27 protein-coding genes are annotated in these 24,873 nt (G+C 60.1%); 17 read left to right on the forward strand and 10 right to left on the reverse strand.

The annotated features are described in order from the left end of the window. Positions 1-40 precede the first annotated feature (40 nt). From J3R84_RS06155 to J3R84_RS06170, 4 genes are all read right to left on the reverse strand, one after another. Entirely contained in the window at positions 41-817 is a 777-nt protein-coding gene (locus J3R84_RS06155) for an amino acid ABC transporter ATP-binding protein (protein WP_025426799.1), read from the reverse strand. A gap of 14 nt (positions 818-831) precedes the next feature. Further along, positions 832-1,989 carry an amino acid ABC transporter permease gene (locus J3R84_RS06160; RefSeq protein WP_203527257.1) on the reverse strand — a complete coding sequence of 386 codons (1,158 nt, stop codon included), beginning with the start codon at positions 1,987-1,989 and terminating at the stop codon, positions 832-834. Positions 1,990-1,993: 4 nt separating this feature from the next. Continuing rightward, positions 1,994-3,187: an amino acid ABC transporter permease gene (locus tag J3R84_RS06165; RefSeq protein WP_025426801.1), complete on the reverse strand. Its 1,194-nt coding sequence runs from the start codon at positions 3,185-3,187 to the stop codon at positions 1,994-1,996. 93 nt (positions 3,188-3,280) lie between these two features. Beyond that, complete coding sequence (locus J3R84_RS06170; RefSeq protein WP_025426802.1) at positions 3,281-4,306, reverse strand: amino acid ABC transporter substrate-binding protein; 1,026 nt, start codon at positions 4,304-4,306, stop codon at positions 3,281-3,283. 340 nt (positions 4,307-4,646) lie between these two features. On the opposite strand from J3R84_RS06170, the gene J3R84_RS06175 reads away from it, so the two are divergent. After that, positions 4,647-5,837 (forward strand): cystathionine beta-lyase, encoded by a 1,191-nt coding sequence (locus J3R84_RS06175; RefSeq protein WP_025426803.1) that lies wholly within the window; start codon positions 4,647-4,649, stop codon positions 5,835-5,837. Positions 5,838-5,843: 6 nt separating this feature from the next. Here the strand turns inward: J3R84_RS06175 and J3R84_RS06180 are convergent, their stop codons facing one another. Continuing rightward, the gene (locus J3R84_RS06180) at positions 5,844-7,010 is read right to left on the reverse strand and encodes an FAD-dependent monooxygenase (protein WP_025426804.1); all 1,167 of its coding nucleotides are present in this window, start codon (positions 7,008-7,010) and stop codon (positions 5,844-5,846) included. Between the two features lie 11 nt (positions 7,011-7,021). Beyond that, the gene (locus J3R84_RS06185; RefSeq protein WP_025426805.1) at positions 7,022-7,267 is read right to left on the reverse strand and encodes a zinc-finger domain-containing protein; all 246 of its coding nucleotides are present in this window, start codon (positions 7,265-7,267) and stop codon (positions 7,022-7,024) included. Positions 7,268-7,446: 179 nt separating this feature from the next. Between J3R84_RS06185 and J3R84_RS06190 the strand changes: the two genes are divergently transcribed. The 8 genes from J3R84_RS06190 (at position 7,447) to J3R84_RS06225 (ending at position 14,337) form a co-directional block, all read left to right on the forward strand. Next, complete coding sequence (locus tag J3R84_RS06190) at positions 7,447-8,232, forward strand: alpha/beta fold hydrolase (protein WP_025426806.1); 786 nt, start codon at positions 7,447-7,449, stop codon at positions 8,230-8,232. A gap of 100 nt (positions 8,233-8,332) precedes the next feature. Beyond that, positions 8,333-9,160: a serine O-acetyltransferase gene (gene cysE, locus J3R84_RS06195; RefSeq protein WP_025426807.1), complete on the forward strand. Its 828-nt coding sequence runs from the start codon at positions 8,333-8,335 to the stop codon at positions 9,158-9,160. 100 nt (positions 9,161-9,260) lie between these two features. Continuing rightward, on the forward strand, positions 9,261-9,464 hold the full coding sequence (locus tag J3R84_RS06200; protein ID WP_003535016.1) for a DUF3126 family protein: 204 nt from the start codon (positions 9,261-9,263) through the stop codon (positions 9,462-9,464). A gap of 233 nt (positions 9,465-9,697) precedes the next feature. Beyond that, entirely contained in the window at positions 9,698-10,051 is a 354-nt protein-coding gene (locus J3R84_RS06205; protein ID WP_025426808.1) for a phasin family protein, read from the forward strand. A 241-nt stretch (positions 10,052-10,292) separates the two neighbouring features. Then, positions 10,293-10,646, forward strand: a complete 354-nt coding sequence (gene clpS, locus J3R84_RS06210) for an ATP-dependent Clp protease adapter ClpS (RefSeq protein ID WP_025426809.1) — start codon at positions 10,293-10,295, stop codon at positions 10,644-10,646. Between the two features lie 9 nt (positions 10,647-10,655). Beyond that, a complete protein-coding gene (clpA, locus tag J3R84_RS06215) occupies positions 10,656-13,175 on the forward strand; it encodes an ATP-dependent Clp protease ATP-binding subunit ClpA (protein ID WP_025426810.1) in 2,520 nt (839 codons plus the stop codon). Positions 13,176-13,258: 83 nt separating this feature from the next. After that, a complete protein-coding gene (locus tag J3R84_RS06220; protein ID WP_025426811.1) occupies positions 13,259-13,996 on the forward strand; it encodes an AzlC family ABC transporter permease in 738 nt (245 codons plus the stop codon). Beyond that, positions 13,993-14,337 carry an AzlD domain-containing protein gene (locus tag J3R84_RS06225; RefSeq protein WP_038576042.1) on the forward strand — a complete coding sequence of 115 codons (345 nt, stop codon included), beginning with the start codon at positions 13,993-13,995 and terminating at the stop codon, positions 14,335-14,337. The genes J3R84_RS06220 and J3R84_RS06225 overlap by 4 nt, the downstream gene beginning before the upstream one ends. A gap of 156 nt (positions 14,338-14,493) precedes the next feature. Here J3R84_RS06225 and J3R84_RS06230 read toward each other — a convergent pair whose 3' ends face one another. Genes J3R84_RS06230 through J3R84_RS06245 form a run of 4 tightly spaced genes read right to left on the reverse strand, consistent with a single transcriptional unit; the run spans position 14,494 to position 17,355 of the window. Continuing rightward, complete coding sequence (locus tag J3R84_RS06230; RefSeq protein WP_025426813.1) at positions 14,494-14,913, reverse strand: HIT family protein; 420 nt, start codon at positions 14,911-14,913, stop codon at positions 14,494-14,496. Positions 14,914-14,956: 43 nt separating this feature from the next. Further along, positions 14,957-16,144, reverse strand: a complete 1,188-nt coding sequence (locus J3R84_RS06235) for a GNAT family N-acetyltransferase (protein ID WP_057205064.1) — start codon at positions 16,142-16,144, stop codon at positions 14,957-14,959. Positions 16,145-16,148: 4 nt separating this feature from the next. Further along, on the reverse strand, positions 16,149-16,874 hold the full coding sequence (locus J3R84_RS06240) for a glycerophosphodiester phosphodiesterase (RefSeq protein ID WP_057205061.1): 726 nt from the start codon (positions 16,872-16,874) through the stop codon (positions 16,149-16,151). Positions 16,875-16,887: 13 nt separating this feature from the next. Continuing rightward, entirely contained in the window at positions 16,888-17,355 is a 468-nt protein-coding gene (locus J3R84_RS06245) for a RidA family protein (RefSeq protein WP_025426816.1), read from the reverse strand. Positions 17,356-17,499: 144 nt separating this feature from the next. Here J3R84_RS06245 and J3R84_RS06250 point away from each other — a divergent pair, with 144 nt between their 5' ends. The 8 genes from J3R84_RS06250 to rseP all read left to right on the forward strand — a co-directional run bounded on the left by J3R84_RS06250 (position 17,500) and on the right by rseP (position 24,758). After that, positions 17,500-18,327, forward strand: coding sequence for a cell envelope integrity EipB family protein (locus J3R84_RS06250; protein WP_025426817.1), 828 nt, complete (start codon positions 17,500-17,502; stop codon positions 18,325-18,327). 180 nt (positions 18,328-18,507) lie between these two features. Then, on the forward strand, positions 18,508-19,275 hold the full coding sequence (gene rpsB / locus J3R84_RS06255; protein WP_038576045.1) for a 30S ribosomal protein S2: 768 nt from the start codon (positions 18,508-18,510) through the stop codon (positions 19,273-19,275). Between the two features lie 256 nt (positions 19,276-19,531). Continuing rightward, positions 19,532-20,455 (forward strand): translation elongation factor Ts, encoded by a 924-nt coding sequence (tsf, locus tag J3R84_RS06260; RefSeq protein ID WP_025426819.1) that lies wholly within the window; start codon positions 19,532-19,534, stop codon positions 20,453-20,455. A gap of 191 nt (positions 20,456-20,646) precedes the next feature. Then, complete coding sequence (gene pyrH / locus J3R84_RS06265) at positions 20,647-21,369, forward strand: UMP kinase (protein ID WP_025426820.1); 723 nt, start codon at positions 20,647-20,649, stop codon at positions 21,367-21,369. A 52-nt stretch (positions 21,370-21,421) separates the two neighbouring features. After that, on the forward strand, positions 21,422-21,982 hold the full coding sequence (gene frr, locus J3R84_RS06270) for a ribosome recycling factor (protein WP_025426821.1): 561 nt from the start codon (positions 21,422-21,424) through the stop codon (positions 21,980-21,982). Positions 21,983-22,019: 37 nt separating this feature from the next. Further along, positions 22,020-22,763, forward strand: a complete 744-nt coding sequence (locus J3R84_RS06275; protein WP_025426822.1) for an isoprenyl transferase — start codon at positions 22,020-22,022, stop codon at positions 22,761-22,763. Then, the gene (locus J3R84_RS06280) at positions 22,764-23,597 is read left to right on the forward strand and encodes a phosphatidate cytidylyltransferase (RefSeq protein ID WP_025426823.1); all 834 of its coding nucleotides are present in this window, start codon (positions 22,764-22,766) and stop codon (positions 23,595-23,597) included. Positions 23,598-23,624: 27 nt separating this feature from the next. Continuing rightward, positions 23,625-24,758, forward strand: coding sequence for an RIP metalloprotease RseP (gene rseP / locus J3R84_RS06285; protein ID WP_203527255.1), 1,134 nt, complete (start codon positions 23,625-23,627; stop codon positions 24,756-24,758). Positions 24,759-24,873: the final 115 nt, after the last annotated feature.

The following is a 24,873-nucleotide window of genomic DNA, read 5'->3' on the forward strand; positions in this document are numbered from 1 at the left end:
CGGAAAGGCGGGCTTTCTGTTTGAAGTCTAGCTCGGATGCCTAGTGCAGGATCTGGCTGAGGAAGAGCTTGGTGCGCTCATGCTGCGGATTGTCGAAGAACTCGGCAGGCGAGTTCTGTTCGACGATCTGGCCCTGGTCCATGAAGATCACGCGGTTGGCGACCTGGCGGGCAAAGCCCATTTCGTGGGTCACGCACAGCATGGTCATGCCTTCTTCAGCAAGGCCGACCATCGTATCGAGCACTTCCTTGACCATTTCCGGGTCGAGCGCCGAAGTGGGCTCATCAAACAGCAGGATTTTTGGCTTCATGCACAGCGAGCGGGCGATCGCCACGCGCTGCTGCTGACCGCCCGAAAGCTGGCCTGGATATTTGAGGGCCTGCTCTGGGATCTTGACGCGCTTCAGGAAGTGCATCGCGATTTCTTCGGCCTGCTTCTTCGGCATCTTGCGAACCCAGATCGGTGCAAGCGTGCAGTTTTCCAGGATAGTCAGGTGCGGGAACAGGTTGAAGTGCTGGAACACCATGCCGACTTCGCGGCGCACTTCATCGATCTTCTTCAGGTCGTTGGTGAGCTCGATGCCGTCGACGACGATCTTGCCCTTCTGGTGCTCTTCCAGTCGGTTGATGCAGCGGATCATCGTCGATTTGCCGGAGCCCGACGGGCCGGCGATGACGATACGCTCGCCCTTCATGACCTTCAGGTTGATGTCACGGAGAACGTGGAAGTCCCCGTACCATTTGTTCATTCCGTTGATTTCGACCGCAACGTCGGTCGCGGATACGGTCATCTTGGAAGCAGTGGCTGTATTTGCCATGCGGTTCCCCCCTTTTATCGTTTATGGGCCGTGTCGAGCACACGTTCCATGAAGCCTGAATAGCGCGACATACCAAAGCAGAAAAGCCAGAATATGAAGCCTGCGAAAATTAGCCCGGAGATCGGCGTGACCGCCGAGACCCAGTTGGCATCCGAGAAGTTCAGCCGGACGATGCCGAGCAGATCGAACATGCCGATGATCGAAACCAGCGACGTATCCTTGAACAGTCCGATGAAGGTGTTGACGATGCCGGGGATCACCAGCTTCAGCGCCTGCGGCAGCACGATGAGGTTCATCTTCTGCCAGTAGCTGAGGCCGAGCGAATCGGCACCCTCATACTGCCCCTTGCCGATCGCCTGCAGACCGCCGCGCACCACCTCGGCCATATAGGCGGAGGCGAAGAACGACACGCCGATCAGCGCGCGCAGGAACTTGTCGAAGGTCACACCCTGCGGCAGGAACAGCGGCAGCATGACACTGGCCATGAACAGAACGGTGATGAGCGGGATGCCGCGCACAACTTCGATGAAGAACGTGCACAGCATCTTGATCACCGGCATGGTCGATTTTCGGCCAAGCGCAAGCAGGATGCCTAGGGGCAGCGATACCGCGATGCCGACGAACGACAGCACCAGCGTCACCATCAGGCCGCCCCACAGTGGGGTTTCGACGAAGGTCAGACCAAACCAACCGCCTGGCAAAAGGATAAGCGACAGGATCGGTAGCACGACGAGAAGCAGGATCGCATTAATGTTCTTGTAGGGGACCTTCGGGATCAGCATCGGCGTCAGGAACAGGATGAACAGGATGCCGATGAGGGCCGGCCGCCAGCGCTCCTCGATCGGGTAACGCCCGAAGAGGAATTGGTCGAACTTGGCATTGACGAAGGCCCAGCACGCGCCGCTCCAGCCGTCCGGCTGCGAGCCGCCCTGTGCGACGGTGGCGCAGACCCCACGCCCGCCGCCCGTCCAGGCGGCATCGATGAAGAGCCATTGCACTGCCGGCGGTACGAGCCAGGCGAGCACGAGCAGGCTTATGATCGTAAGAATCGAATCCTTCGGCGTCGCAAAGAGGTTCTTGCGAAGCCAGTAGGCAAGGCCGCCCGTCAGTATGGGAGCGGGTGCAGCCTCGATCATCGAAGTGCGGACGAAATTTCCCTGGTGCGTGTTCATGATCTTACCTTTCCACCAGGGCCATGCGGGCATTGAACCAGTTCATCAGCAAGGACGTCGACAGGCTCAACGACAGGTAGACGATGATCCAGATCGACACGATCTCGACCGCTTGACCAGTCTGGTTGAGGATCGTTCCGCCGACGGCAACCAAGTCTGCGTAGCCGATGGCGATCGCCAGCGACGAGTTCTTGGTCAGGTTGAGATACTGGCTGGTGAGTGGCGGAATGATGATCCGCATCGCCTGCGGCACGACGACGAGGCGGGTCGTGAGACCGGGCCGGACGCCCAGCGCGTGGGCTGCCTCGGTCTGTCCCGTTGACACGCCACGGATACCTGCCCGAACGATTTCGGCGATAAAGGCTGCGGTATAGAAGGAAAGCGCCAGGAACAGCGACAGGAACTCCGGTCCGATGACCGAGCCGCCGGTGAGGTTGAACTTGCCGGCGACCGGCACGTCGAAGGTGATCGGCGAACCCGTTGCAAGGAAGACAAGGAGCGGGAGGCCGACGACGAGGCCTAGCACTATCCACAGAACCGGGAGGCGCTGTCCGGTTGCTTCCTGCTTGATGCGCGCATAGCGGGCCACGAAGAAGCTGGCGATGACGGCGATCACGAACGCGTAGAAGACATACTGCGAGCCGTCGCCGAAGACCGGCTTCGGAAAGGCAATGCCGCGGTTGTTGAGGAAGATGTTGAGCGGCAGCGCTGCCGATTCCCGCGGTTGCGGAAGCACGGCCAGAACGCCGCTGTACCAGAAGAAGATGACCAGCAGCGGCGGGATGTTGCGGAACACTTCGACATAGGCGAGTGACAGTTTCGCGATCAGCCAATTGTGCGAGAGCCGCCCGATGCCGACAATGAAGCCGATGATCGTTGCGGTGATGATGCCGGTCACGGCAACCAGCAGCGTATTGACGAAACCGACGACGAGCGCGCGCCCGTAGGTGGAATCGCTGGTATAGGCGATCAAGGACTGTCCGACGTCGAAACCGGCACGCCCCTTGAGGAAGCCGTAGCCGGACGCGATGTTCGCACGCTTGAGGTTTTCGATCGTGTTGTCCGCTATCCAATAGACGACGGCAACGAGGATAACGACGGTTATGACCTGGTAAAATATCCCGCGCACTTGCGGGTCGTTGATGAACGAGCCCGAAGGTTTGCTCTTCTCAGGCGTAGTTGTGACGCCAATCGCCATGCAATGCCTCTTTCCCCTTGTCACCCTTTTGGGTGTTTTTATCGTTGGGATGGGGAAGCGGCGTGCCGCTTCCCCCTTTCGTGTCGGGCCGTCTTAACGGACCGGAGGAGCGTACTGAATTCCGCCCTTGCTCCACAGCGCGTTGAGGCCGCGTTCGATCTTCAGCGGGCTGCCGGCGCCAATGTTACGGTCGAAGACTTCGCCGTAGTTGCCGACTGCCTTGATGACGTTGACGGCCCATTCGTTGGTGAGGCCGAGGTCGGTGCCGATCTTGCTGTCAGCTTCGACGCCGAGGAAGCGCTGAACGTCCGGGTTGGTGGACTTCTTCATTTCTTCGACGTTTGCCTGCGTGACGCCGAACTCTTCGGCCTGGATCAGCGCGTAGTGAACCCAGCTGACGATATCGAACCACTGGTCGTCACCCTGGCGGACGGCCGGACCAAGCGGCTCCTTCGAGATGATTTCCGGCAGGATCATGTGATCGTCGGGCTTGGAAAGCGTCAGGCGCAGCGAATAGAGGCCCGACTGGTCGGTGGTGTAGACGTCGCAACGACCGGCGTCATAGGCCGCGTTCACTTCGTCGAGCTTTTCGAAGACGACCGGGTTGTACTGCAGGTTGTTGGACTTGAAATAGTCGGCAAGGTTGAGCTCGGTGGTGGTGCCGGTCTGTACGCAGACGGCGGCGCCGGAGAGTTCGAGGGCCGACTTAACGTTCAGGCCCTTGCGGACCATGAAGCCCTGGCCGTCGTAATAGTTGACCGGGCGGAAGTTGAAGCCGAGAGCGGTGTCGCGGTTGATCGTCCACGTGGTGTTACGGGCAAGCACGTCGACTTCACCGGACTGCAGGGCCGGGAAACGTTCCTTGGCCGAAGTGGGTGTGTATTTTACCTTGGAGCCATCCGCGAAGATCGCGGCAGCGATCGCCTTGCAATAATCAATGTCGAATCCGCTCCAGTTGCCCGAAGCGTCCGGGGCAGCGAAGCCGGCGAGGCCGGTATTCACGCCGCATTGGACAAAGCCCTTGGCCTTCACGTCATCGAGTGTCGCAGCCGAAGCCGCATGTGCGCCAATCCCCATGACAGCAGCGCCAACGAGGGCTGTCAGAATTCTTCTTGCCATTTTTAGAACCTTTTTCTGTTGTCGTTCGTTCCCGTCTGCACCAGCGCGTCTCCCTGCGCGTGCAGCCTCCGCCACCCTCATGGCGCGAGTGCAATCTATCTCATGCTCAAAATCAATGAGGGTCAAGAGACGTCGCCGATTTTCTGAACTTGCGAGTAAAAAACCTGAAATAAGCCAGAAGTTTAGGCAGGTTTTGCAGAGAACGGGCAATTGCTGGGCGAAAATTCGTCAATGGCTGCTGCTTTCGGTCGCAAAGCGCCTTTGTCGGATTTTGCCACTTGACCGCGGTTGTAGGGCGTTCGAAGAGTTCCGGATCGGTTTTTCAACATCGGAATATTCAATGGCAGACAGCGGCAATGTGAATGGCAAGATGGGTATCAACACCCGACTGGCCCATACCGGAAACAAACCTTCCGACTATTTCGGTTTCGTCAATCCACCGGTCGTTCACGCGTCCACGGTGCTGTTCCCGAACGCCAGGGCGATGGAGACGCGCGAGCAGAAATACACCTACGGCACCCGTGGCACACCGACGACGGATGCGCTCTGTGACGCGATCAACGAGCTCGAGGGAGCTGCAGGCACGATCCTCGTTCCCTCGGGCCTTGCTGCCGTCACCGTGCCGTTCCTCGCCTATCTCTCGTCCGGCGACCATGCGCTCATCGTCGATTCGGTCTATTTCCCGACCCGGCATTTCTGCGACACGATGCTGAAGCGTCTCGGCGTTACCGTCGAATATTACGACCCGATGATTGGCGCTGCGATCGAAAGCCTGGTTCGCCCGAACACGCGCCTGGTTCATACGGAGGCGCCAGGCTCCAATACGTTCGAGATGCAGGATATCCGGGCGATAGCCGACGTCGCGCACCGCCACGGCTGCGTTGTCACCATGGACAACACCTGGGCGACACCGGTCTATTTCAAACCGCTCGACCATGGCGTCGACGTGTCGATCCATGCTTCCACCAAATATCCCTCAGGCCATTCCGACGTGCTGCTCGGCACGGTCTCCGCCAACGCCGCCCATTGGCCGGCGCTGACGGAAGCCATGGTCACGCTCGGCGTCTGCGTGTCTCCGGATGACAGCTACCAGATCCTGCGCGGGCTGCGCACCATGGGCATCCGCCTCGAGCGGCACCAGGAAAGCGCGCTGTCGCTCGCCACGTGGCTGGAAGGCCGTGATGAGGTTGCCCGCGTTCTGCATCCGGCGCTTCCGAGCTTCCCCGGCCACGACCTCTGGAAGCGCGATTTTACCGGGGCGAGCGGCATCTTTTCCTTCGTGCTGAAAGCTGAAAGCCCCGAGCGCTTCAAGGCGAAGGCGCACGCGTTCCTCGATGCGCTGTCGCTGTTCGGCCTTGGATATTCCTGGGGCGGCTTCGAAAGTCTGGCGCTTCACGTTGGCCTGTCGGATCGAAAGGTGGCGTTGGCGCCGACCGAGGGGCCGGTCCTTCGCCTGCAGATCGGTCTTGAGGATGTTGCCGATATTCGCCGGGATATCGAGGCGGGACTTGCCGCAGCAAGGGCAGTCTGACCGTTTTTAGCGTTCGGGAGCGCCGTAGCCGTAGAGCCAATCGAAATCGGCTGCGAGCGCTTCCGGACCCTTCATCGACAGGACGATATCTCGCCCGAGCCGGAACGGGCCGCGGGCGTGGTAGGCGAAGCGGTTGAAAGCGGCGCGGCGGCGCACTTGGGCGATGCGTGGCCGGCGTGTGGCCTCGAAGGCCCTCAGCGCTTCGCTGATGTCGTTTGCGCTGCTGAGGCAGGCTGCAAGTGCGTCTGCATCTTCGATCGCCATGGCAGCGCCTTGCGCCGCAAACGGCGTCATCGCATGGGCAGCGTCCCCGATCAGAACGATCTTTCGCCCATCCTGCCAAGCGCCGTCAGTCACTGTGCAAAGTGGCCAATAGGTCGGCGCGTCGGCGTTTTTCAGCAATGTTTGCAGGCCGTTGTTCCAGGTTGAGAAGGCGTCAAGGTAGTCGCGACGCCTGACTTCGGAATCCTTGCCGACCCAGACGCCGTCGGTTTCCTTGCCTTCGATGATCGCAACCAGGTTGAAGCCGCCAATTTCTCGCAGGGGATAGGCGACAAGATGCGCCCGTGCGCCAAGAAAGGCGGTAACGCGATCCGGCTGCAGAAGGTTGTCGGCGGCAGCGCGCGTGACCGTCAAGCGCCAGGCGACATTGCCCGAAAACTGGACGGTGCCAGCACCCGCAATCGCATTGCGCAGGCGCGACCAGATGCCATCGGCACCGATGATCAGCGCCGGCGTCCGCCCGGTAGTGGAGGCAATCGCCTGTTCGGCATCGCCTTCGATGCGGTGTCCCAGGTGGAGACGGCAGCGCGGCTCGGCCGTCACGGCGGCAATCAGGATTCGTTGAAGGCTTGCCCGGTGTAACACGCCGTAGGGCGCGCTCCAGCGGTCACGGGCAAAACGCCCCGAGGGAACGCGTGCAAGCGCGCGAAGCGACTTTCCATCGACGAGCGTGATCGCATCCGGCTCGGTCCAGACGGATTCGAGCGCGTCGAGCAAGCCGAGTTCGCTGAGGATGCGCGATGCATTCGGGGAAAGCTGAAGCCCGGCGCCGACTTCGGTCAGAACGGCCGCCTGTTCGATAATGTCGACGTCGAAGCCGCGATGCGCGAGGCACAGGGCCGCCGTGAGCCCGCCGATGCCGGCACCGACGATCGCGACCGCGGTTGACATCCGCGCGGGTATCAGGTCGCCTGGAAGGTGAAGAGACAGCCCGGCGGGTTGGTTTCGGTCGCCTTCAGCTTCGGATTGTAGCGATAGAGCGTCGAGCAGTAGGAGCAGACCTTTTCATTGTCGTCGCCCATGTCGATGAAGATGTGCGGGTGGTCGTAGGGAACGGACGCGCCGGTGCACATGAATTCCTTGACGCCGATCTCGATTGCCTGATGTCCGCCGTCATTCTGGAAATGGGGGATGCTGTGGCCGGCCATGTCATGCTCCGATGTATGCAAGTCTTTGAGGGTCGAATTTGCCGGCACCATAGTGAGCTTTGTTGCAAAAGTGTAGCGGCAAACACGCCGCACCTGTGGTTTTTGCCGGGCCGGGGTTCCCCTCTACGGGACGACAAATTAGGTTGCGCCAAACCGATGCCGCCTCAAGGACCAGAATGATGGATCTCAATCCGCCGCCATTTTCGCACTTCACGCATGAAGGGCTGGATATCGCCTTCTTCGACGAGGGCGATCCTTCCGGTGCGCCGATCCTGCTCGTTCACGGCTTTGCTTCGAGCGCCAACGTCAACTGGGTTTTTCCCGGCTGGCTGAAGACGCTTGGCGATGCCGGTTACCGGGTAATCGCGTTCGACAACCGTGGCCATGGCAAAAGTAGCAAGCCATACGATCCAGCCCTCTACCATCCCCAGCAGATGGCCGGCGATGCGGTCGCACTGCTCGGGCATCTCGGCATCGCAGAGGCGCATGTGATGGGCTATTCGATGGGCGCGCGCATCTCCGCATTCCTGGCGCTTGCCCATCCCGACCGCGTGCGCTCTCTGGTGTTCGGTGGCCTCGGTATGGGCATGGTCACCGGGGTCGGCGATTGGGACCCGATCGCCGACGCGCTGGTTGCGCCGTCGCTCGATGTGGTGACGCATGCACGCGGCCGCATGTTCCGCGCGTTTGCCGACCAGACCAAGAGCGATCGTCAGGCACTGGCCGCCTGCATATCGACGTCGCGTGACCTTCTGACCGCCGAGGATATGGGCCGCATCGACGCTCCGACCTTGATCGGCGTCGGCACAACGGACGATATCGCCGGCTCGCCGCAGGAACTTGCAGACCTGATGCCGAATGCCTGTGCGCTTGATATTCCGGGCAGGGACCATATGCTTGCGGTCGGTGATCGGGTGTTCAAGAAGGCGGTACTCGAATTTCTCGAAGAGGTGGGGCGAGCTTAGGTGTGTCTACGACCTCTGGTCGAACTGTGGCCCGGCCATTTATGTCCTGCCGGATTTCCCCTATATTGAAGGCATCGACCGATTAAGAAGGAGTGCGACGATGGTCGCGACGACCGAACTTCGTCAGACGGAATCCCTCAAGTTGATGGACCCGATCTGGAGCAGCCTGCGCGAGGAGGCCCGTCTTGCCGCCGAGCAGGATCCGATGCTGGCAGCGTTCCTCTATTCGACGGTCGTCAACCAGCATTCGCTGGAAGAAAGCGTCATCTACCGTATCTGCGAGCGCCTCGATCATCCCGATCTGCAGGCGAACCTGCTGCGGCAGACATTTGCCGAAATGCTGGAGGATTGGCCGGAATGGGGCGCGATCCTGCGCGTCGACATCCAGGCCGTCTACGATCGAGACCCGGCCTGCACCCGCTTCCTTGAGCCCGTGCTTTACTTCAAAGGCTTTCACGCGATCCAGACGCACCGTCTCGCCCATTGGCTCCTGAAGCGCGGGCGCCGGGATTTCGCGTTCTATCTGCAGAGCAGGGCATCCAGCGTCTACCAGACCGACATCAATCCGGCTGCCCGGATCGGCCGCGGTATCTTCCTCGATCACGCCACCGGGCTGGTGGTCGGCGAAACCGCTGTCATCGGCGACAACGTTTCAATCCTGCATGGGGTCACGCTTGGCGGCACCGGCAAGGAAGGCAGCGACCGTCATCCGAAGATCGCCGACGGCGTGCTGATCGGTGCAGGCGCCAAGATCCTCGGCAATATCCACATCGGCCACTGCTCGCGCATTGCTGCCGGCTCGGTCGTCCTCAAACCGGTGCCGCCGAAAACGACGGTTGCGGGCGTTCCCGCCAAGGTCGTCGGCGAAGCCGGGTGTTCCGAACCGTCGCGCCAGATGGACCAGATCCTGAGCAGCTTCGAAATTTGAACCATCGGGAACCGGTGCGTAGCTGCTTTCGAGGGGTTTACACCCGCCAATGCAGCGTGCGAGAAGCGCCGCACATCAAAAACGGCTACGGAGAAGACATTTGAAGCCCGAAGAAATCCGCAAGCTTGAAGCCTACCTCAAGCGCACGTTCAACCAGTCGATGGTCGTCAAGGCTCGCCCGAAGAAGGACGAGTCGGCTGAAGTCTATCTCGGTGACGAATTCCTCGGCGTCGTCTTCCGCGACGAAGAAGATGGCGAACTGTCCTACAACTTCTCCATGGCGATCCTTGACATCGACCTCTAAGTCGCTGATCGATGGTTTCAGGAAATGACCCGGTGGCGAGCGATCGCGCCGGGTTTTTCAATGCTTCATGTTTTTTCAGGGCGTAAAGTCGAAGAATTTTGAACGTCGGCTGCGTTTTTTCATCAAGCTGTTGCAAGTATTGTGTTTTATTGCACTGCACGCTGGACTTGACTTTTTGTGCAGTGCACATAAACTAAAGCCTTCAGATCAGGCCGTCACTAAGGAGACACCCGATGTTCAACTTCGATGATGCAAACAAGAAAAGCAAAGAAGCCATTGACGTGGCTGTGAAAAGCTATTCCGCCTGGACCAAGGGCCTTCAGGCCATTGCGACCGAGGCTGCCGATTTTTCCAAGAAGTCCTTCGAAGACAGCGTTGCCCATGTGGAGAAGCTCTCCAGCGTCAAGAGCGTCGAGACGGCCTTCGAACTGCAGACCAATTTCCTGAAGTCGAGCTATGAAGGCTTCTTTGCCGAGGCAACCAAGATCGGCGAGATGTATGCCGACCTCGCCAAGGACGCCTACAAGCCGTACGAAGCGCCGGTTGCCAAGGCAACCGCAGCGGTCAAGGCTGCTGCTGCCGCGTAACGCAACGGATCATTGCCGTCATTTGGAAGGCCGGTCGCCGATACAGCGACCGGCCTTTTTGCTGTTTCGCGCACTTCGCGGTGGATCGAAGAAAGTTGATCAATCTTCTGCCTCTCCGTGCGATTATGATTGCAGTGCGTTGGTTCGGTCTTAAAATCTAGAAACGAACCATTAGATAAAGGGCAAGCACGCTGCGGCCACATCAGATGGATCCGCGGCTTGTACTAAGGAAAAGACACGAATGATCGCCATGCCGGTCCGGATGCAGCAAGGAAGCGACGACGAAGGAGGCGGAAGCAATCGCAGCACCTCCGTCATCACGCGCACCAAGCCGAAGACCAAGAAGCCGAGTTTGTATCGCGTTCTGCTTTTGAATGACGATTACACGCCAATGGAGTTTGTCATCCACATTCTGGAACGTTTTTTTCAGAAGAACCCGGAAGAGGCGACTCGCATTATGCTCCACGTCCACAATCACGGTGTGGGGGAGTGCGGCGTCTTTACGTACGAAGTCGCCGAAACGAAGGTGACGCAGGTGATGGATTTCGCCCGCCAGCATCAGCATCCGTTGCAATGCGTCATGGAAAAGAAATGAGGAACTAACGTGCCAACATTTTCGCCCAGCCTCGAAAAGGCGCTGCACCAGGCACTGACTTTTGCCAACGAGCGCCACCACGAATATGCGACGCTTGAGCATCTGCTTCTGGCATTGATCGACGATGCCGACGCAGCGGCCGTGATGGGCGCGTGCAACGTCAATCTCGAGACGCTGCGCAAGACCGTGACAGATTATGTCGACAACGAATTGTCGAACCTGATCACCGGCTATGACGAGGATTCGAAGCCGACCGCCGGTTTCCAGCGCGTCATCCAGCGCGCCGTCATTCATGTCCAATCGTCCGGACGCGAGGAAGTGACGGGGGCGAACGTTCTCGTTGCCATCTTCGCCGAGCGCGAGAGCCATGCCGCCTATTTCCTGCAGGAGCAGGAGATGACGCGCTACGACGCGGTCAACTTCATCTCGCACGGTATCGGCAAACGGCCGGGAAGCTCCGAGGCACGTCCGGTGCGCGGAGCTGAGGAACACGAATCCGAGCAGAAGCCTGCACGCGAAAACGAAGAGGCAAGCGCCAAAAAGCAGCAGGATGCCCTGACGGCCTATTGCGTCAATCTCAACGAAAAGGCGAAGTCCGGCAAGATCGATCCTCTGATCGGCCGCCACGCCGAGGTCAACCGCACGATCCAGGTTCTCTGCCGCCGTTCGAAGAACAACCCGCTCTATGTCGGCGACCCCGGCGTCGGCAAGACGGCGATCGCCGAGGGCCTTGCCAAGCGCATCATCGAAAAGAAGGTGCCGGAGGCGCTCCAGGACGCGACGATCTTTTCGCTCGACATGGGCACGCTGCTGGCCGGAACGCGCTATCGCGGCGATTTCGAAGAGCGCCTGAAGCAGGTCGTCAAGGAACTCGAGGACTACCCGGGTGCGGTGCTGTTCATCGATGAAATCCATACGGTCATCGGTGCCGGCGCCACCTCAGGCGGCGCTATGGATGCGTCGAACCTGTTGAAGCCTGCGCTTTCGTCGGGCGCGATCCGCTGCATCGGGTCGACCACCTACAAGGAATACCGGCAGTTCTTCGAAAAGGACCGCGCGCTGGTGCGCCGCTTCCAGAAGATCGACGTCAACGAGCCGACGATCGCCGATACCATCGAGATCATGAAAGGCCTGAAGCCCTACTTCGAGGATTATCATCATCTGAAATACTCGAACGAGGCGATCAAGGCGGCGGTCGAGCTTTCGGCCCGCTACATCAACGACCGCAAGCTGCCGGACAAGGCGATCGACGTGATCGACGAATCCGGTGCAGCCCAGATGTTGCTGCCGGTCAGCAAGCGCCGCAAGCTGATCACCGAGCGGGAGATCGAAGCCACCGTCGCGACAATGGCCCGCATTCCGCCGAAGACCGTCTCCAAGGACGACGAGGCGGTGCTGGCCAACCTCGAGAAGGAACTGCGTTCCGTCGTCTACGGCCAGGATCTGGCGATCGAGGCGCTTGCCTCGTCGATCAAGCTCGCCCGCGCGGGCCTGCGTGAACCGAACAAGCCGATCGGCTGCTACGTCTTCTCCGGTCCGACCGGCGTCGGCAAGACCGAAGTCGCCAAGCAGCTTGCGACGTCGCTCGGCGTCGAGCTCCTACGTTTCGATATGTCGGAATACATGGAGCGGCACACCGTATCGCGTCTGCTCGGTGCACCTCCCGGCTATGTCGGCTTCGACCAGGGCGGCCTTCTGACCGATGGCGTCGACCAGCATCCGCATTGCGTGCTGCTGCTTGACGAAATCGAGAAGGCGCATCCAGACCTGTTCAACATCCTGCTGCAGGTCATGGACCATGGCTCGCTCACGGATCACAACGGCAAGAAGATCGACTTCCGTAACGTCATCCTGATCATGACGACCAATGCGGGCGCTTCGGAAATGGCACGGGCCGCTATCGGCTTCGGGTCGTCCAAGCGCACCGGCGAGGACGAAGAAGCGTTGAACCGCCTGTTCACGCCCGAGTTCCGCAACCGTCTCGATGCGGTCATCCCGTTCGCATCGCTGCCGACGCCGGTTATCCATCAGGTCGTGCAGAAGTTCGTCATGCAGCTGGAAACCCAGTTGGCCGAACGCAACGTCACGTTCGATCTGGCGCCCGATGCCATCGCGTGGCTTGCCGAGAAGGGCTACGACGAGAAGATGGGTGCGCGGCCGCTCGCCCGCGTCATCCAGGAGCACATCAAGAAACCGCTCGCCGACGAGATTCTGTTCGGCAAGTTGAAGAAGGGCGGCGTACTGCGCGTGACGATCGGCACGAAGGCCGACGGAACCAAGGGGTTGCTGCTTGATGCCGTTCCGGAAACGGCGCCAATCAGGCCGAAGGCGGAAGTGACCCGCCCCGCGATGAAGAGCGCCAAACCGAAGAAGGCCGAGGAAAAGGAAGCCGTCGGCGCTGAACCGGCACCGAAGGCCAAGCCGAAGAAGGTAGCAACCAAGTCGTCTTCGGACGACGACGGTAAGGCTGCCGGCGAGGCGAGCCCACGAAAGGGCAAGACGGTGCCGAAGGTGCCACGCAAGAAGTAGCCCGATCGGGCATGATGTTTGGCGCTGCCGGATGGTCTCATCCGGCAGCGTTTCTCTGAATGAAAACAATCCCGGAATGACTGATGAAGAGTGATGAAAACGACCAGTCGTCGGTCGTCTGGTTTCTGACTGGGATGCGTGGCCTGTTCAGCCTTCCGGCCTTTATCCTGATGCTGTCCTTCGTCGGCTTCTGTTCCCTGACGGCTCAGGCTGGAATTCCGCCGGAGCAGGTCGTTTTCATGACCGGCATGGTGTGGGCACTGCCGGCCAAGGTCATTCTCGTCAGTTCGATGATGAGCGGTGCCAGTCTCGCGGCTGCTTTCCTCGCTGTGTCGCTTTCGTCTGTCCGGTTGATGCCGATGGTTGCAGCACTCATTCCGGAGCTGCGCACAGCGAAAACGCCGACATGGCTACTGCTGTTCTTGTCGCACTTTGTCGCGATCACCGCCTGGGTCTTTGCCATGGAAAAGGTGCAGGCGGTGCCACGCGAGAAGCGCGTTGCCTTCTTCGCCGGCTTTGGCATCACGCTCGTCGTCGCCAACATGGTGTTGGTCGCCATCGTCTATCACTTTGTCGCCGATTTTCCGCCGATTGTCGCCGGCTGCCTGTTCTTCCTGACGCCGATCTACTTCCTGGCTTCGATCTGGCATTCGGCACGTCATCCGGTGGTCTACATCGCGCTGCTCTTCGGTCTTATCGCCAGTCCGCTGTTCTATTGGCTCGCCCCTGAATTTGACATCCTGCTCGCAGGCGTTGGCGGCGGCACGCTGGCCTGGGCGGTGGAAGGGCTCTGGCGCCGTCGCCGGGAGATCGGCGCATGACCTGGCAGGACGGTTGGTGGGCCTACGCCTTCATCGCGATCGCCGGCTGGCTCGCGACCGACATCTGGCGCTGGCTGGGTGTTATCGCCGGAAACCGGCTGCGCGACGATTCCGAGGCATTGAACTGGGTGAGGGCGGTGGCGACTGCGCTCGTCGCAGCCGTCATTGCCAAGCTCATACTCTATCCGACAGGCGTTCTTGAGCAATCGCCGTTATGGCTGCGTCTGGGAGCCGTCGCGATAGGGGCAACGGCATTCTTCCTGCTTGGCCGCAAACCGGCAATCGGCATAGCAACAACGATCGCAACGTTGGCTGCAGGCCTATGGTGGCTGGGCTTCTAAAGTGCGTCGCGATCTTTCAGATTCACTTGATGCGCTTTAAGCTTTTGTTTTTGCGTATGTCGTTATCGCAAAACCGCTGAACACTTTTGCGGGACATACTTTAGGGGCTCAATACGCAGCCGGTGACGGCCGCTGGTGCGACCGTCAGATTCGCATTTAAAGTGCCTGGCGCACTTTCTCGGCGTTGGCGGCCAATACCGCGCCATCTTCCATCGTGCCGGAATGCGGCTTCAGCGGAATTCCGTCGCGCCGCGGGATAACGTGGAAGTGCAGGTGGAAGACGGACTGGCCGGCAGGAGCCTCGTTGAACTGCATGATCGTCACGCCGTCGGCGTCGAAGGCTTCCTTGGCTGCGACGGCGATTTTCTGAACGGCGGTGATCAGTGCCGGCAGGCTCGTAGCGTCGGCATCCAGCAGATTGCGGGAAGCGGCTTTGGGGACGACCAGTATGTGGCCTTCAGCCTGCGGCATCACATCCATGAAGGCGATCGTCGCATCGTCCTCGTAGACCCGGTGCGACGGGATCTCGCCCCGCAGGATCTTCGCGAAGATGTTGTTGGTGTCGTAAACGCTCATTGTATTTCCTCGTAGATTGGATCCGGCCAGCGCCGAGAGCGGTTCAATCGTCCTGGCGCTCACCTTTGCGGAAAGGGCCGTGTTCGGCAAGAAACTCAGCCGTCTCTTCCACATCCCTTCGTTCGCGAACGAGATAGTCCGAGACCGCCCGGGCGAGGCCGGGATGGCTGATGTAGTGCGCTGAATGCGTCGTGACCGGCATGTAGCCGCGGGCGAGCTTGTGCTCGCCCTGCGCGCCGGCTTCCACGCGTTTGAGGCACTTTGCGATGGCGAAATCGATGGCCTGGTGATAGCAGACTTCGAAATGCAGGAAGGGGTGCTCCTCGATGCAGCCCCAGTGGCGGCCATAGAGCGCGTCGCCGCCGATGAAGTTGATCGCGCCTGCGATATAGCGGCCGTTGCGCCGTGCCATCACCAGCACAATGTCGTCCGCCATGCGCTCGCCGATCAGCGAATAGAAGGCGCGGGTGAGATAGGGGCGCCCCCATTTGCGGTCGCCGGTGTCCATGTAGAACGTGAAGAACTGGTCCCAGATTGCTTCCGTCAGATCGCTGCCGGTCAACCAGTCGATCGTGATGCCGTTTTCGAGTGCGGCGCGACGCTCCTTCTTCAGGGCCTTGCGCTTTCTGGATGCCAGCGTTTCCAGGAATTCGCCGTGCGTGCCATAGCCTTCGTTCAGGAAATGGAACTGCTGGTCGGTTCGATGCAGGAAACCTGCCCGTTCGAATACCGGCATCTCGGCATCCGGGACGAAGGTCACATGCGCCGATGAGGCGTCATGCCGCCGTGCAAGCTCCTTCAGACCTGCCGCAAGCCCGTCCTGTACGGGCGAGCCGTCTTGGCCCGAAACCGTCAGGAGCCTCGGTCCGGTTGCGGGCGTGAAGGGAATGGAGCCTTGAAGTTTGGGGTAATAACGACCGCCGGCGCGCTCGAACGCATCCGCCCAGCCGTGGTCGAAGACATATTCGCCCTGGCTATGGTTTTTCAGATAGCAGACGAGCGCCCCAAGAAGCTCTCCGTCAGCGCCCTCCATCAGCAGGTGTTGGCCGAGCCAGCCGCTTTTGGCCGTGGCCGAGCCCGATTCCTCCAGCGCCGAGAGATAGGCGTGCGAGACGAACGGGTTGTAGACCGCCCCGTCTCGTCCCTTCGCCGCGCCGGAAAGCATGTTCCAGCGCGCCGCCGGTATCTCGGAGAAGGATTGCTCTATGCGGATGGTGACGGCGTCGGACATGAGCTCAGGAAATCAATGCCTCCCGCGGGTCGAAACCCTCGAAGGTCATCTGATCGGCGTTGGCGTAGGTATATTCTTCAGCCTGCCTGTCGCGGACGGTCCAGGTGATGATCGTTCGGCCTAGCGTACGTTCCTTGGTGATGAACGAGTTCGGCAGATGGCCGTAGTGGTAGGAGATGAAGTCGAGGCCGAGTTGCATGGCCTCTTCATGCACGAAGAAGGTCTCCGGCCTTGCCCCCTCGGCGGTCAACCCGAGCGGATAGGGTGCATCGAGCGCTTTCAGATCCTTGAGCAACCAATGGTCGAAGCTCATGAGGGCGACATGGCCTTTGTAGCCTTCGAGCGTTTCCAGGACGGCGGCGGCAAACCCCTCGTCGTCGTCCTTGCGTCCCTTGAGCTCGATGATGAGCGGCACGCGCCCTTTGACGAGCCGAAGCATTTGCGACAGCGTTGGCACCCTGTCCTTCGTTCCGCCGATGGACATCAGGCCGAGCTCGCCGGCCGTCCTCGATCGCACGTCACCCTTGATGCCGCACAGCCGCTCGGTGTCGTCGTCGTGGAAGACGACCGGCACGCTGTCGGCGGTGTATTGCAGGTCGCATTCGATCGCAAAGCCGGCATCAACAGCGCGGGAAAACGCCGAAAGCGTGTTTTCCCAGACTTGCTTGTTCATGTCGTGATAGCCGCGATGGGCGATCGGTTGAGCTTTCAGCCAGGAAATATCTGTCATGCCCGGCACCCGATCACGCGATCTCGATGACCGCGTCGATCTCGACGGCGGCATTGAAGGGCAGGGCGGCCATGCCGACGGCAGCGCGCGCGTGCTTGCCGGCGTCGCCAAGGACGTTTGCAAGCAGGTTGGATGCGCCGTTGAGGACGAGATGCTGTTCGATGAACTCTGGTGTCGAGGCAACGAAGCCGTTGATCTTGACCAGCCGGCGGATGCGGCCGAGGTCGCCGCCAAGTGCGGATTTGGCTTGTGCCAGAATGTTGATCGCGCAGAGTTCGGCGGCGCGCTGGGCGCCCGCGACGTCAACGTCCTTGCCCACATGGCCGGTAACGGCGATCTTTCCGCCTTCCATTGGCAGCTGTCCGGAGATGTAGAGCATCGAGCCGCTGATGACGTAGGGCACATAGTTCGCCGCCGGGGCTGCAGCCTGGGGAAGGGTGACGCCGAGGTCCTTGAGGCGCGTTTCGATCTCTGCGGACATGGAAAGCTCCGTTGTTGTCTTTTGTGTTAAAATCCGGCATTCAGACCGGATCGCAGCGGGATGCGGCATTTAAATGTGGTGACGCCTCGCTTCTGCCGAAAGCTTGTTTATAGCATTGCCGGCGAGTCCAACAGGAGGAAACGGATGTTTCGTAAAGGCTTCGGTCTCGCCAGTTTAGGCAGCGCCTGCTTCGCGGTGATGACGGTTTCGGGCGTCGGTACGGCAAGCGCCAGTGTCCTCGTGCCACATCGGGCGGTCTACGATCTCGAACTCAAAGACGCTTCCGACCGCTCGGGTATCTCCGGCATGTACGGCCGCATGGTCTACGAGTTCAACGGATCGGCCTGCGAGGGGTATACGGTCAGCTTCCGTTTCGTGACGCAGGTGAATACCGGCGAAGAAACGCGCATGACCGACCAGCAGACGACCACCTATGAGGATCTGAAGTCGGGCAACTTCCGCTTTCTGACCCGCTCCTTCACCGACGAAAAGCTCGACAAGGAGGTGCGCGGCACGGCCCATGACGACAAGACCGGCGTCAAGGTCGAGCTGACCGCGCCGGACAAGCGCGAGGTCGAGCTGGCTGCAAGCCGGTTTCCGACCCAGCACATGGTCGAAGTCATCGATCGTGCCAAGAAGGGCGAGAGCTTTTTCGAGGCACGGATCTTCGATGGTTCCGATTCGGGCGACAAGACGCTGATCACCTCGACCTTCGTCGGCAAGTCGCGTAAACCGGCGCCCGATGAGCCGGATGCAGGCAAGGCCGGCAAGCTCGGCGCCGAGAATTATTGGCCGGTCACCATTTCCTATTTCAACGACGACAACAGCAGCGACGCGCTGCCGATCTACCGCATGTCGTTCAAACTCTACGAAAACGGCATCACCCGCGACCTGACGATGGATTACGGCGACTTCGTGCTGAGCGGCAAGCTTGCCGACCTCGAAGTCTTCAAATCGGAGGAATGCAAGTAGTCGATATGACAAAAACAGACTTCAAGTCTTGATTTGTCGGGCAGTAGCCGCTAAGGGGCTGCCCATTCCACACGTGAGGCATGGGATGTTCCGGGAGAAATCCGGATCGTTCCGCCGGTGGGCTTTTCGAAAGATGAGCTCGACGTCTCGCGGAGGTTCAACCGGAAAAGGAGAAAAGGCATGGCATTGCCTGATTTTAGCATGCGCCAGCTGCTTGAAGCTGGTGTTCACTTCGGCCACCAGACGCATCGCTGGAACCCGAAGATGAAGCCCTACATCTTCGGCGATCGTAACAACGTTCACATCATCGACCTCGCACAGACGGTTCCGATGCTGTCGCGCGCCCTGCAGATCGTAAGCGACACCGTCGCCAACGGCGGCCGCGTTCTGTTCGTCGGCACCAAGCGCCAGGCTTCGGAAATCATTGCTGACGCCGCCAAGCGTTCGGCCCAGTACTACGTCAATGCTCGCTGGCTCGGCGGCATGATGACCAACTGGAAGACGATTTCGAACTCGATCCAGCGCCTGCGCAAGCTCGACGAAATCCTCGCTTCGGAAGCTTCGGGCTTCACGAAGAAGGAGCGCCTGAACCTCGAGCGCGAACGCGAAAAGCTCAACCGCGCTCTCGGCGGTATCCGCGACATGGGCGGCACGCCGGACCTGATGTTCATCATCGACACCAACAAGGAATCGATTGCAATCGACGAAGCCAAGCGTCTTGGCATCCCGGTTGTTGCCGTTATCGACTCCAACTGCGATCCGGACCAGATCGACTACCCGATCCCGGGCAATGACGACGCCTCGCGTGCGATCGCTCTTTACTGCGATCTCATCGCTCGTGCAGCCATCGACGGCATTGCCCGTCAGCAGGGCGCATCGGGCCGCGATCTCGGCGCATCGGCTGAAGCTATGATCGAGCCGGCGCTCGACGAAGCCTCCGAAGCCTGATCGGAAGGCGCGGCGGGCATGAACCGCCGCACCAATCTAATGTCGGGGCGAGGCCGTTTGTGATGAAAAGTCTGAACGGCCTTGTTCTTTTCAGCGAGGGATGAAGCGGCTTGGGCCGGCGATCCGCGCCCCGGATATCATCGCGGTGGGCGCGTTCATCACGGTGTCACATACGCAAGCCATTCCCCTGCCACACCTCCTGGTGCCGCGCCACTTGCGGGCAGCGCGCCAGCCAAACAGACAAAGAGGCAAAAAGATGAGTGTAACTGCAGCAATGGTGAAGGAACTGCGCGAAAAGACCGGCGCAGGCATGATGGATTGCAAGAAGGCGCTCGCCGAAACCAACGGCGACATGGAAGCTGCGATCGACTGGCTGCGTGCCAAGGGCATCGCCAAGGCCGACAAGAAGTCGGGCCGCACGGCTGCTGAAGGCCTCATCGGTATTGTCAGCGGCGGCGTCAAGGCCGTTGTCGTCGAAGTCAACTCGGAGACCGACTTCGTTGCCCGCAACGAAGCCTTCCAGGAACTCGTTCGTGGCGTTGCCAACGTCGCGCTCGGCACCGACGGTTCTGTCGAAGCCATTGCCAATGCCAACTACCCGGCAACCGGCAAGTCGGTCGACGAGACGATCAAGGACGCGATTGCCACGATCGGCGAGAACATGACGCTTCGCCGCGCAGCCTTGCTCAAGGTCGAAGATGGCGTCGTTGCCACCTACATCCACAACGCTGCCGGCGACGGCATCGGCAAGCTCGGCGTTCTCGTTGCGCTGAAGTCGGTTGGCGACAAGGAAGTTCTGTTCTCGGTCGGTCGTCAGGTCGCCATGCACATTGCTGCCACCAACCCGCTGGCAATCCGCGCCGACGAAGTCGACGCCGCTGTCGCCGAGCGCGAGCGCAACGTGTTCATCGAACAGTCGCGCGCTTCGGGCAAGCCGGACAACATCATCGAAAAGATGGTCGAAGGCCGTATGCGCAAGTTCTTCGAAGAAGTCGCCCTGCTGTCGCAGGCCTTCGTCATGAACCCGGAAATCACCGTCGGTCAGGCCGTCAAGGACGCTGAAAAGCTCGCTGGCGCACCGATCGAAGTGACCGGCATGGCGCGCCTTCTGCTCGGCGAAGGCGTCGAGAAGGAAGAATCGGACTTCGCAGCCGAAGTTGCGGCTGTCGCCAAGGGCTGATTTCTTCACCCTTGTTTGGAAAACCTTGGGGCATCGCGTGACAACGCGGTGCCCTTCGTGTATCCGGCTTCGTCAATGCGCCGGACCCGCCGGAAAAAGCTCCGCAGCGGTTGAAACCGGGTAGCGCAATATGTCCTTATACGCAGCGCGCCGTTTTGTGCGCCCGCGTACCGATCTGTTCAGGAGCGATGATGTCGGCCGAGCCAATCTACAAGCGTGTTCTACTCAAAGCCTCCGGTGAAGCCCTGATGGGAAGCCAGGGCTTCGGTATCGATGTGGCGGTTGCCGACCGCATTGCCGCCGACATTGCCGAAGCACGCGCCATGGGCGTCGAAGTGGGCGTCGTCGTTGGCGGCGGCAACATCTTCCGCGGCGTGGCCGTTGCCTCCAAGGGCGGCGACCGGGTAACTGGCGACCATATGGGCATGCTGGCGACCGTCATCAACGCGCTGGCGCTGGCGACGTCTCTGCGCAAGCTCGACATCGACACGGTGGTGCTCTCGGCAATCGCAATGCCGGAAATCTGCGAGAGCTTCTCGCAGCGCGCAACGCTTTATCATCTGTCGCTCGGACGCGTTGTGATCTTTGCAGGCGGCACGGGCAATCCGTTCTTCACGACCGATTCTGCCGCTGCCTTGCGCGCCGCCGAAATGGGCGCACAGGCGATCTTCAAGGGCACGCAGGTCGACGGCATTTATTCCGCTGATCCGAAGAAGGATCCGACGGCCACACGCTTCGACCGCCTGACCCACAGCGCAGTCCTGGAAAAGGGCCTCGCGGTCATGGACGTGGCAGCGGTGGCGCTCGCACGCGAGAACGCCATTCCGATCGTCGTCTTCTCGATCCACGAGAAGGGTGGCTTCGCTGAAATATTGACGGGTGGCGGCCGCGCCACCATCGTTACCGACAATTAAGAGCTGCAAGACGGCTATCGGCCGATGAAAGACAGAACGGGAGTTTCCAGCCATGAGTGAAGGTGTAGACCTGAAGGAACTGAAGCGTCGCATGGACGGCGCTATCTCCGCATTCAAGAGCGATATCGCGTCGCTGCGCACCGGCCGCGCGTCGGCGAATGTTCTCGATCCGGTAACCGTTGAAGCCTACGGCTCGCGTGTTCCGCTCAATCAGGTGGCAAACATCACCGTGCCGGAACCGCGCATGCTGTCCGTTTCGGTATGGGACAAGCAGATGGTCGGCGCTGTCGACCGTGGCATCCGCGAATCGAACCTCGGCCTGAACCCGATCATCGACGGCCAGAACCTGCGCATCCCGCTGCCTGAACTCAACGAGGAGCGCCGCAAGTCGCTGGTCAAGGTGGCGCACGACTATGCCGAGAAGGCCAAGGTCGCGGTCCGCCATGTTCGGCGCGATGGTATGGACGACCTGAAAAAAGCCGAAAAGGATGGCGACATCGGACAGGATATTAGCCGTGCTCAGTCTGAGCGGGTGCAAAAGATGACCGATGAAACGATTTCCGATATCGACCGCTTGCTCGTCGATAAGGAAAAGGAAATTATGCAGGTCTGATCTGCTCTTGATCTGAGTCTCCTTTCGCGGACGCCTTATGCAAAATCTCATCCCGATCACCGTTCCGGAACACGTTGCCATCATCATGGATGGCAACGGGCGCTGGGCGAATGCGCGCGGTCTGCCGCGCACGATGGGACACCGCAAGGGTGTTGAAGCGGTTCGTGACGCGGTGAAGACGGCGGCTGAAGCGGGGATCCGTTACCTCACGCTGTTTGCCTTCTCGTCCGAAAACTGGAACAGGCCGCAGGCCGAAGTGACGGATCTGATGGGCTTGCTCAAGGCCTTCATTCGTCGCGACCTTGCCGACCTGCACCGCGAGAACGTTCGCATCCGCGTCATCGGGGAGCGATCGAACCTGCGCGGCGACATCCTGCCCCTGCTGATCGAGGCTGAGGAGACGACGAGCGGGAATACCGGCATTACGCTGGTGATCGCCTTCAACTATGGTGCGCGTGACGAGATGACGCGCGCCATGCGCCGCCTGGCAACTGAAGTTGCCGAAGGCCGTCTGCGGCCAGAGGACATAACGCCTGAGCGCATCGCCGCTTCGCTCGATACGGCCGGCATTCCCGATCCGGATCTCATTATTCGCACCAGCGGCGAAGAACGGCTTTCAAACTTTCTTCTTTGGCAGGGAGCCTATTCCGAACTGCTGTTCGTTCCGGAGCTTTGGCCAGACTTCACGCGTGAGACGTTTCTGTCTGCGCTCGAGAAATTCGCCTGCCGCGAGCGTCGCTTCGGCGGTCTGGCGCAGCCGACGTTAGCGGTTGGTTCGTAAATGCAAACAGAACTCAAGCTTCGCATCGCCTCGGGAGTGGTGCTCGCGGCGGTCGCACTCGGTGCGACCTGGTTCGGCGGCTTGGCCTTCCAGCTTCTTTCGGTCCTGATCGCACTGCTCGTTTACTACGAGTGGTCGACGATTACCGGGCTGCCGGAGCGCGATTTTCAAGGCAATGCCTTCGGTTGGCTGTCGCTGGCGATAATCGCCGCTCTCATTCTTCTCGGATATATCGGCTACAGTCTGCCGGCCTTGCTCATTGCTGTCGTTATCGCAGTGCTTTGGGTATCGCTCAAGAAAGGCAGCTGGTGGTTGCCCGGCGGCATCGTCTACGCAGGATTGACCGGCATCTCGCTGGCGGCCCTGCGCGGGGTTGACCAACCCGGCCTGATCGCGACCTTGTTCGTCTTCGCCGTCGTTTGGGGAACCGATATTCTTGCCTATTTCGTCGGTCGGGCGATCGGAGGCCCCAAGCTCGCGCCGCGCATTTCGCCCGGCAAGACCTGGTCGGGCGCCATTGGCGGGACGATTTCCGGCGTTGTGGCCGGCATTGCCGTTTTTATGGCATATTTTCCGCTGCAAGATCTGCGTGTCCCGGCTGTGGCGCTGGTTCTCTCCGTCGCGAGCCAGATCGGAGACCTCTTCGAATCCTTCATAAAGCGCCGATTCGGCGTCAAGGATTCGAGCCATCTCATTCCTGGGCATGGCGGGGTCATGGATCGGGTCGACGGATTGGTCTTTGCCTGCATCGCTACGCTGGTCCTGGTGCTGATACAGTATGTCCTCAGCGATGGGCGTCAGATCGCCTTTGGTTCGGTCTTGCTCGGCCTGTGATGCTGGTGGCAGGCTTAAGGAAAGTTCATGACATATCTGCTTGTTGGCCTGCAATTCGTGACCGGCTACATCGTACCCTTCCTGTTGGTGCTGACCCTTTTGGTCTTCGTGCATGAAATGGGACACTACCTCGTCGGCCGGTGGTCGGGCATTCGTATCCTGGCTTTTTCGGTCGGCTTCGGGCCGGAACTGCTCGGGTGGACCGATAAACACGGCACGAGGTGGAAGTTCTGTGCAATACCGCTGGGCGGCTACGTCAAGTTCTATGGCGACGAGGATGCGGCCAGTACGCCCGATTACAAGCGGCTGGAGGCGATCTCGCCTGAGGAACGGTCACGAACCTTCCTGGGCGCCAAGCTGTGGAAGCGTGCCGCGACCGTTGCGGCCGGTCCGATCGCCAACTTCATCCTTGCCATCGCCATTTTTGCCGTTCTCTTCGCCGTTTATGGGCGTTCGGTTGCGGACCCGATCGTTGCCCAGGTGAAAGAGAACAGTGCTGCCGCCAAGGCAGGCATTCTTCCGCGCGATAGGTTGATCGCCATCGACGGAACGCCGGTCGCGACCTTCGACGACGTTCGCCGCTATGTCAGCGTGCGACCTGAACTGGAAATCAAGATCCGGATCCAGCGGGACGGTTCATTCCTGGATCTTCCGATGGTGCCTGAGCGAACCGAGATATCGGACCAGTTCGGCAACAAGATGGAGGTCGGAATCATCGGTATCGTCACCGATCAGGATGCGGGCAATTTCCGACTGGTGACTTACGGTCCGATCGAAGCCATAGGGCAGGGGGCGCTTCAGAGCTGGCACATTGTCACCGGCACGTTCGACTATCTGGCGAACCTCGTTACGGGACGTATGAAGGCGGATCAGCTTGGTGGTCCGATCCGTGTCGCTCAGGCCTCGGGCCAAATGGCGACACTGGGTGTGGCTGCCGTGCTGCAGCTTGCAGCCGTCCTGTCAGTTTCCATAGGATTGCTTAACCTCATGCCGGTTCCGGTGCTTGATGGCGGCCACCTGATGTTCTATGCGGTTGAGGCCTTGCGCGGAAAGCCGGTTGGAGCTGCTGCGCAGGACGTCGCTTATCGGATCGGCTTTGCCATGGTGCTGATGCTCATGGTTTTTGCGACCTGGAACGACATTTCGATGTTCTTCGGCTAGCGTTCGGCCGGCGAGCATCTGAGGCGGACGACGACCGATACTGTGAACGATTGGATTTCAATGGCTTGTCCAGCAAGGATTTGTTTACGATAACTCGAATCTGTAGTGGCCGTTA

Source organism: Ensifer canadensis, assembly GCF_017488845.2.
Lineage (GTDB): Bacteria > Pseudomonadota > Alphaproteobacteria > Rhizobiales > Rhizobiaceae > Ensifer > Ensifer canadensis.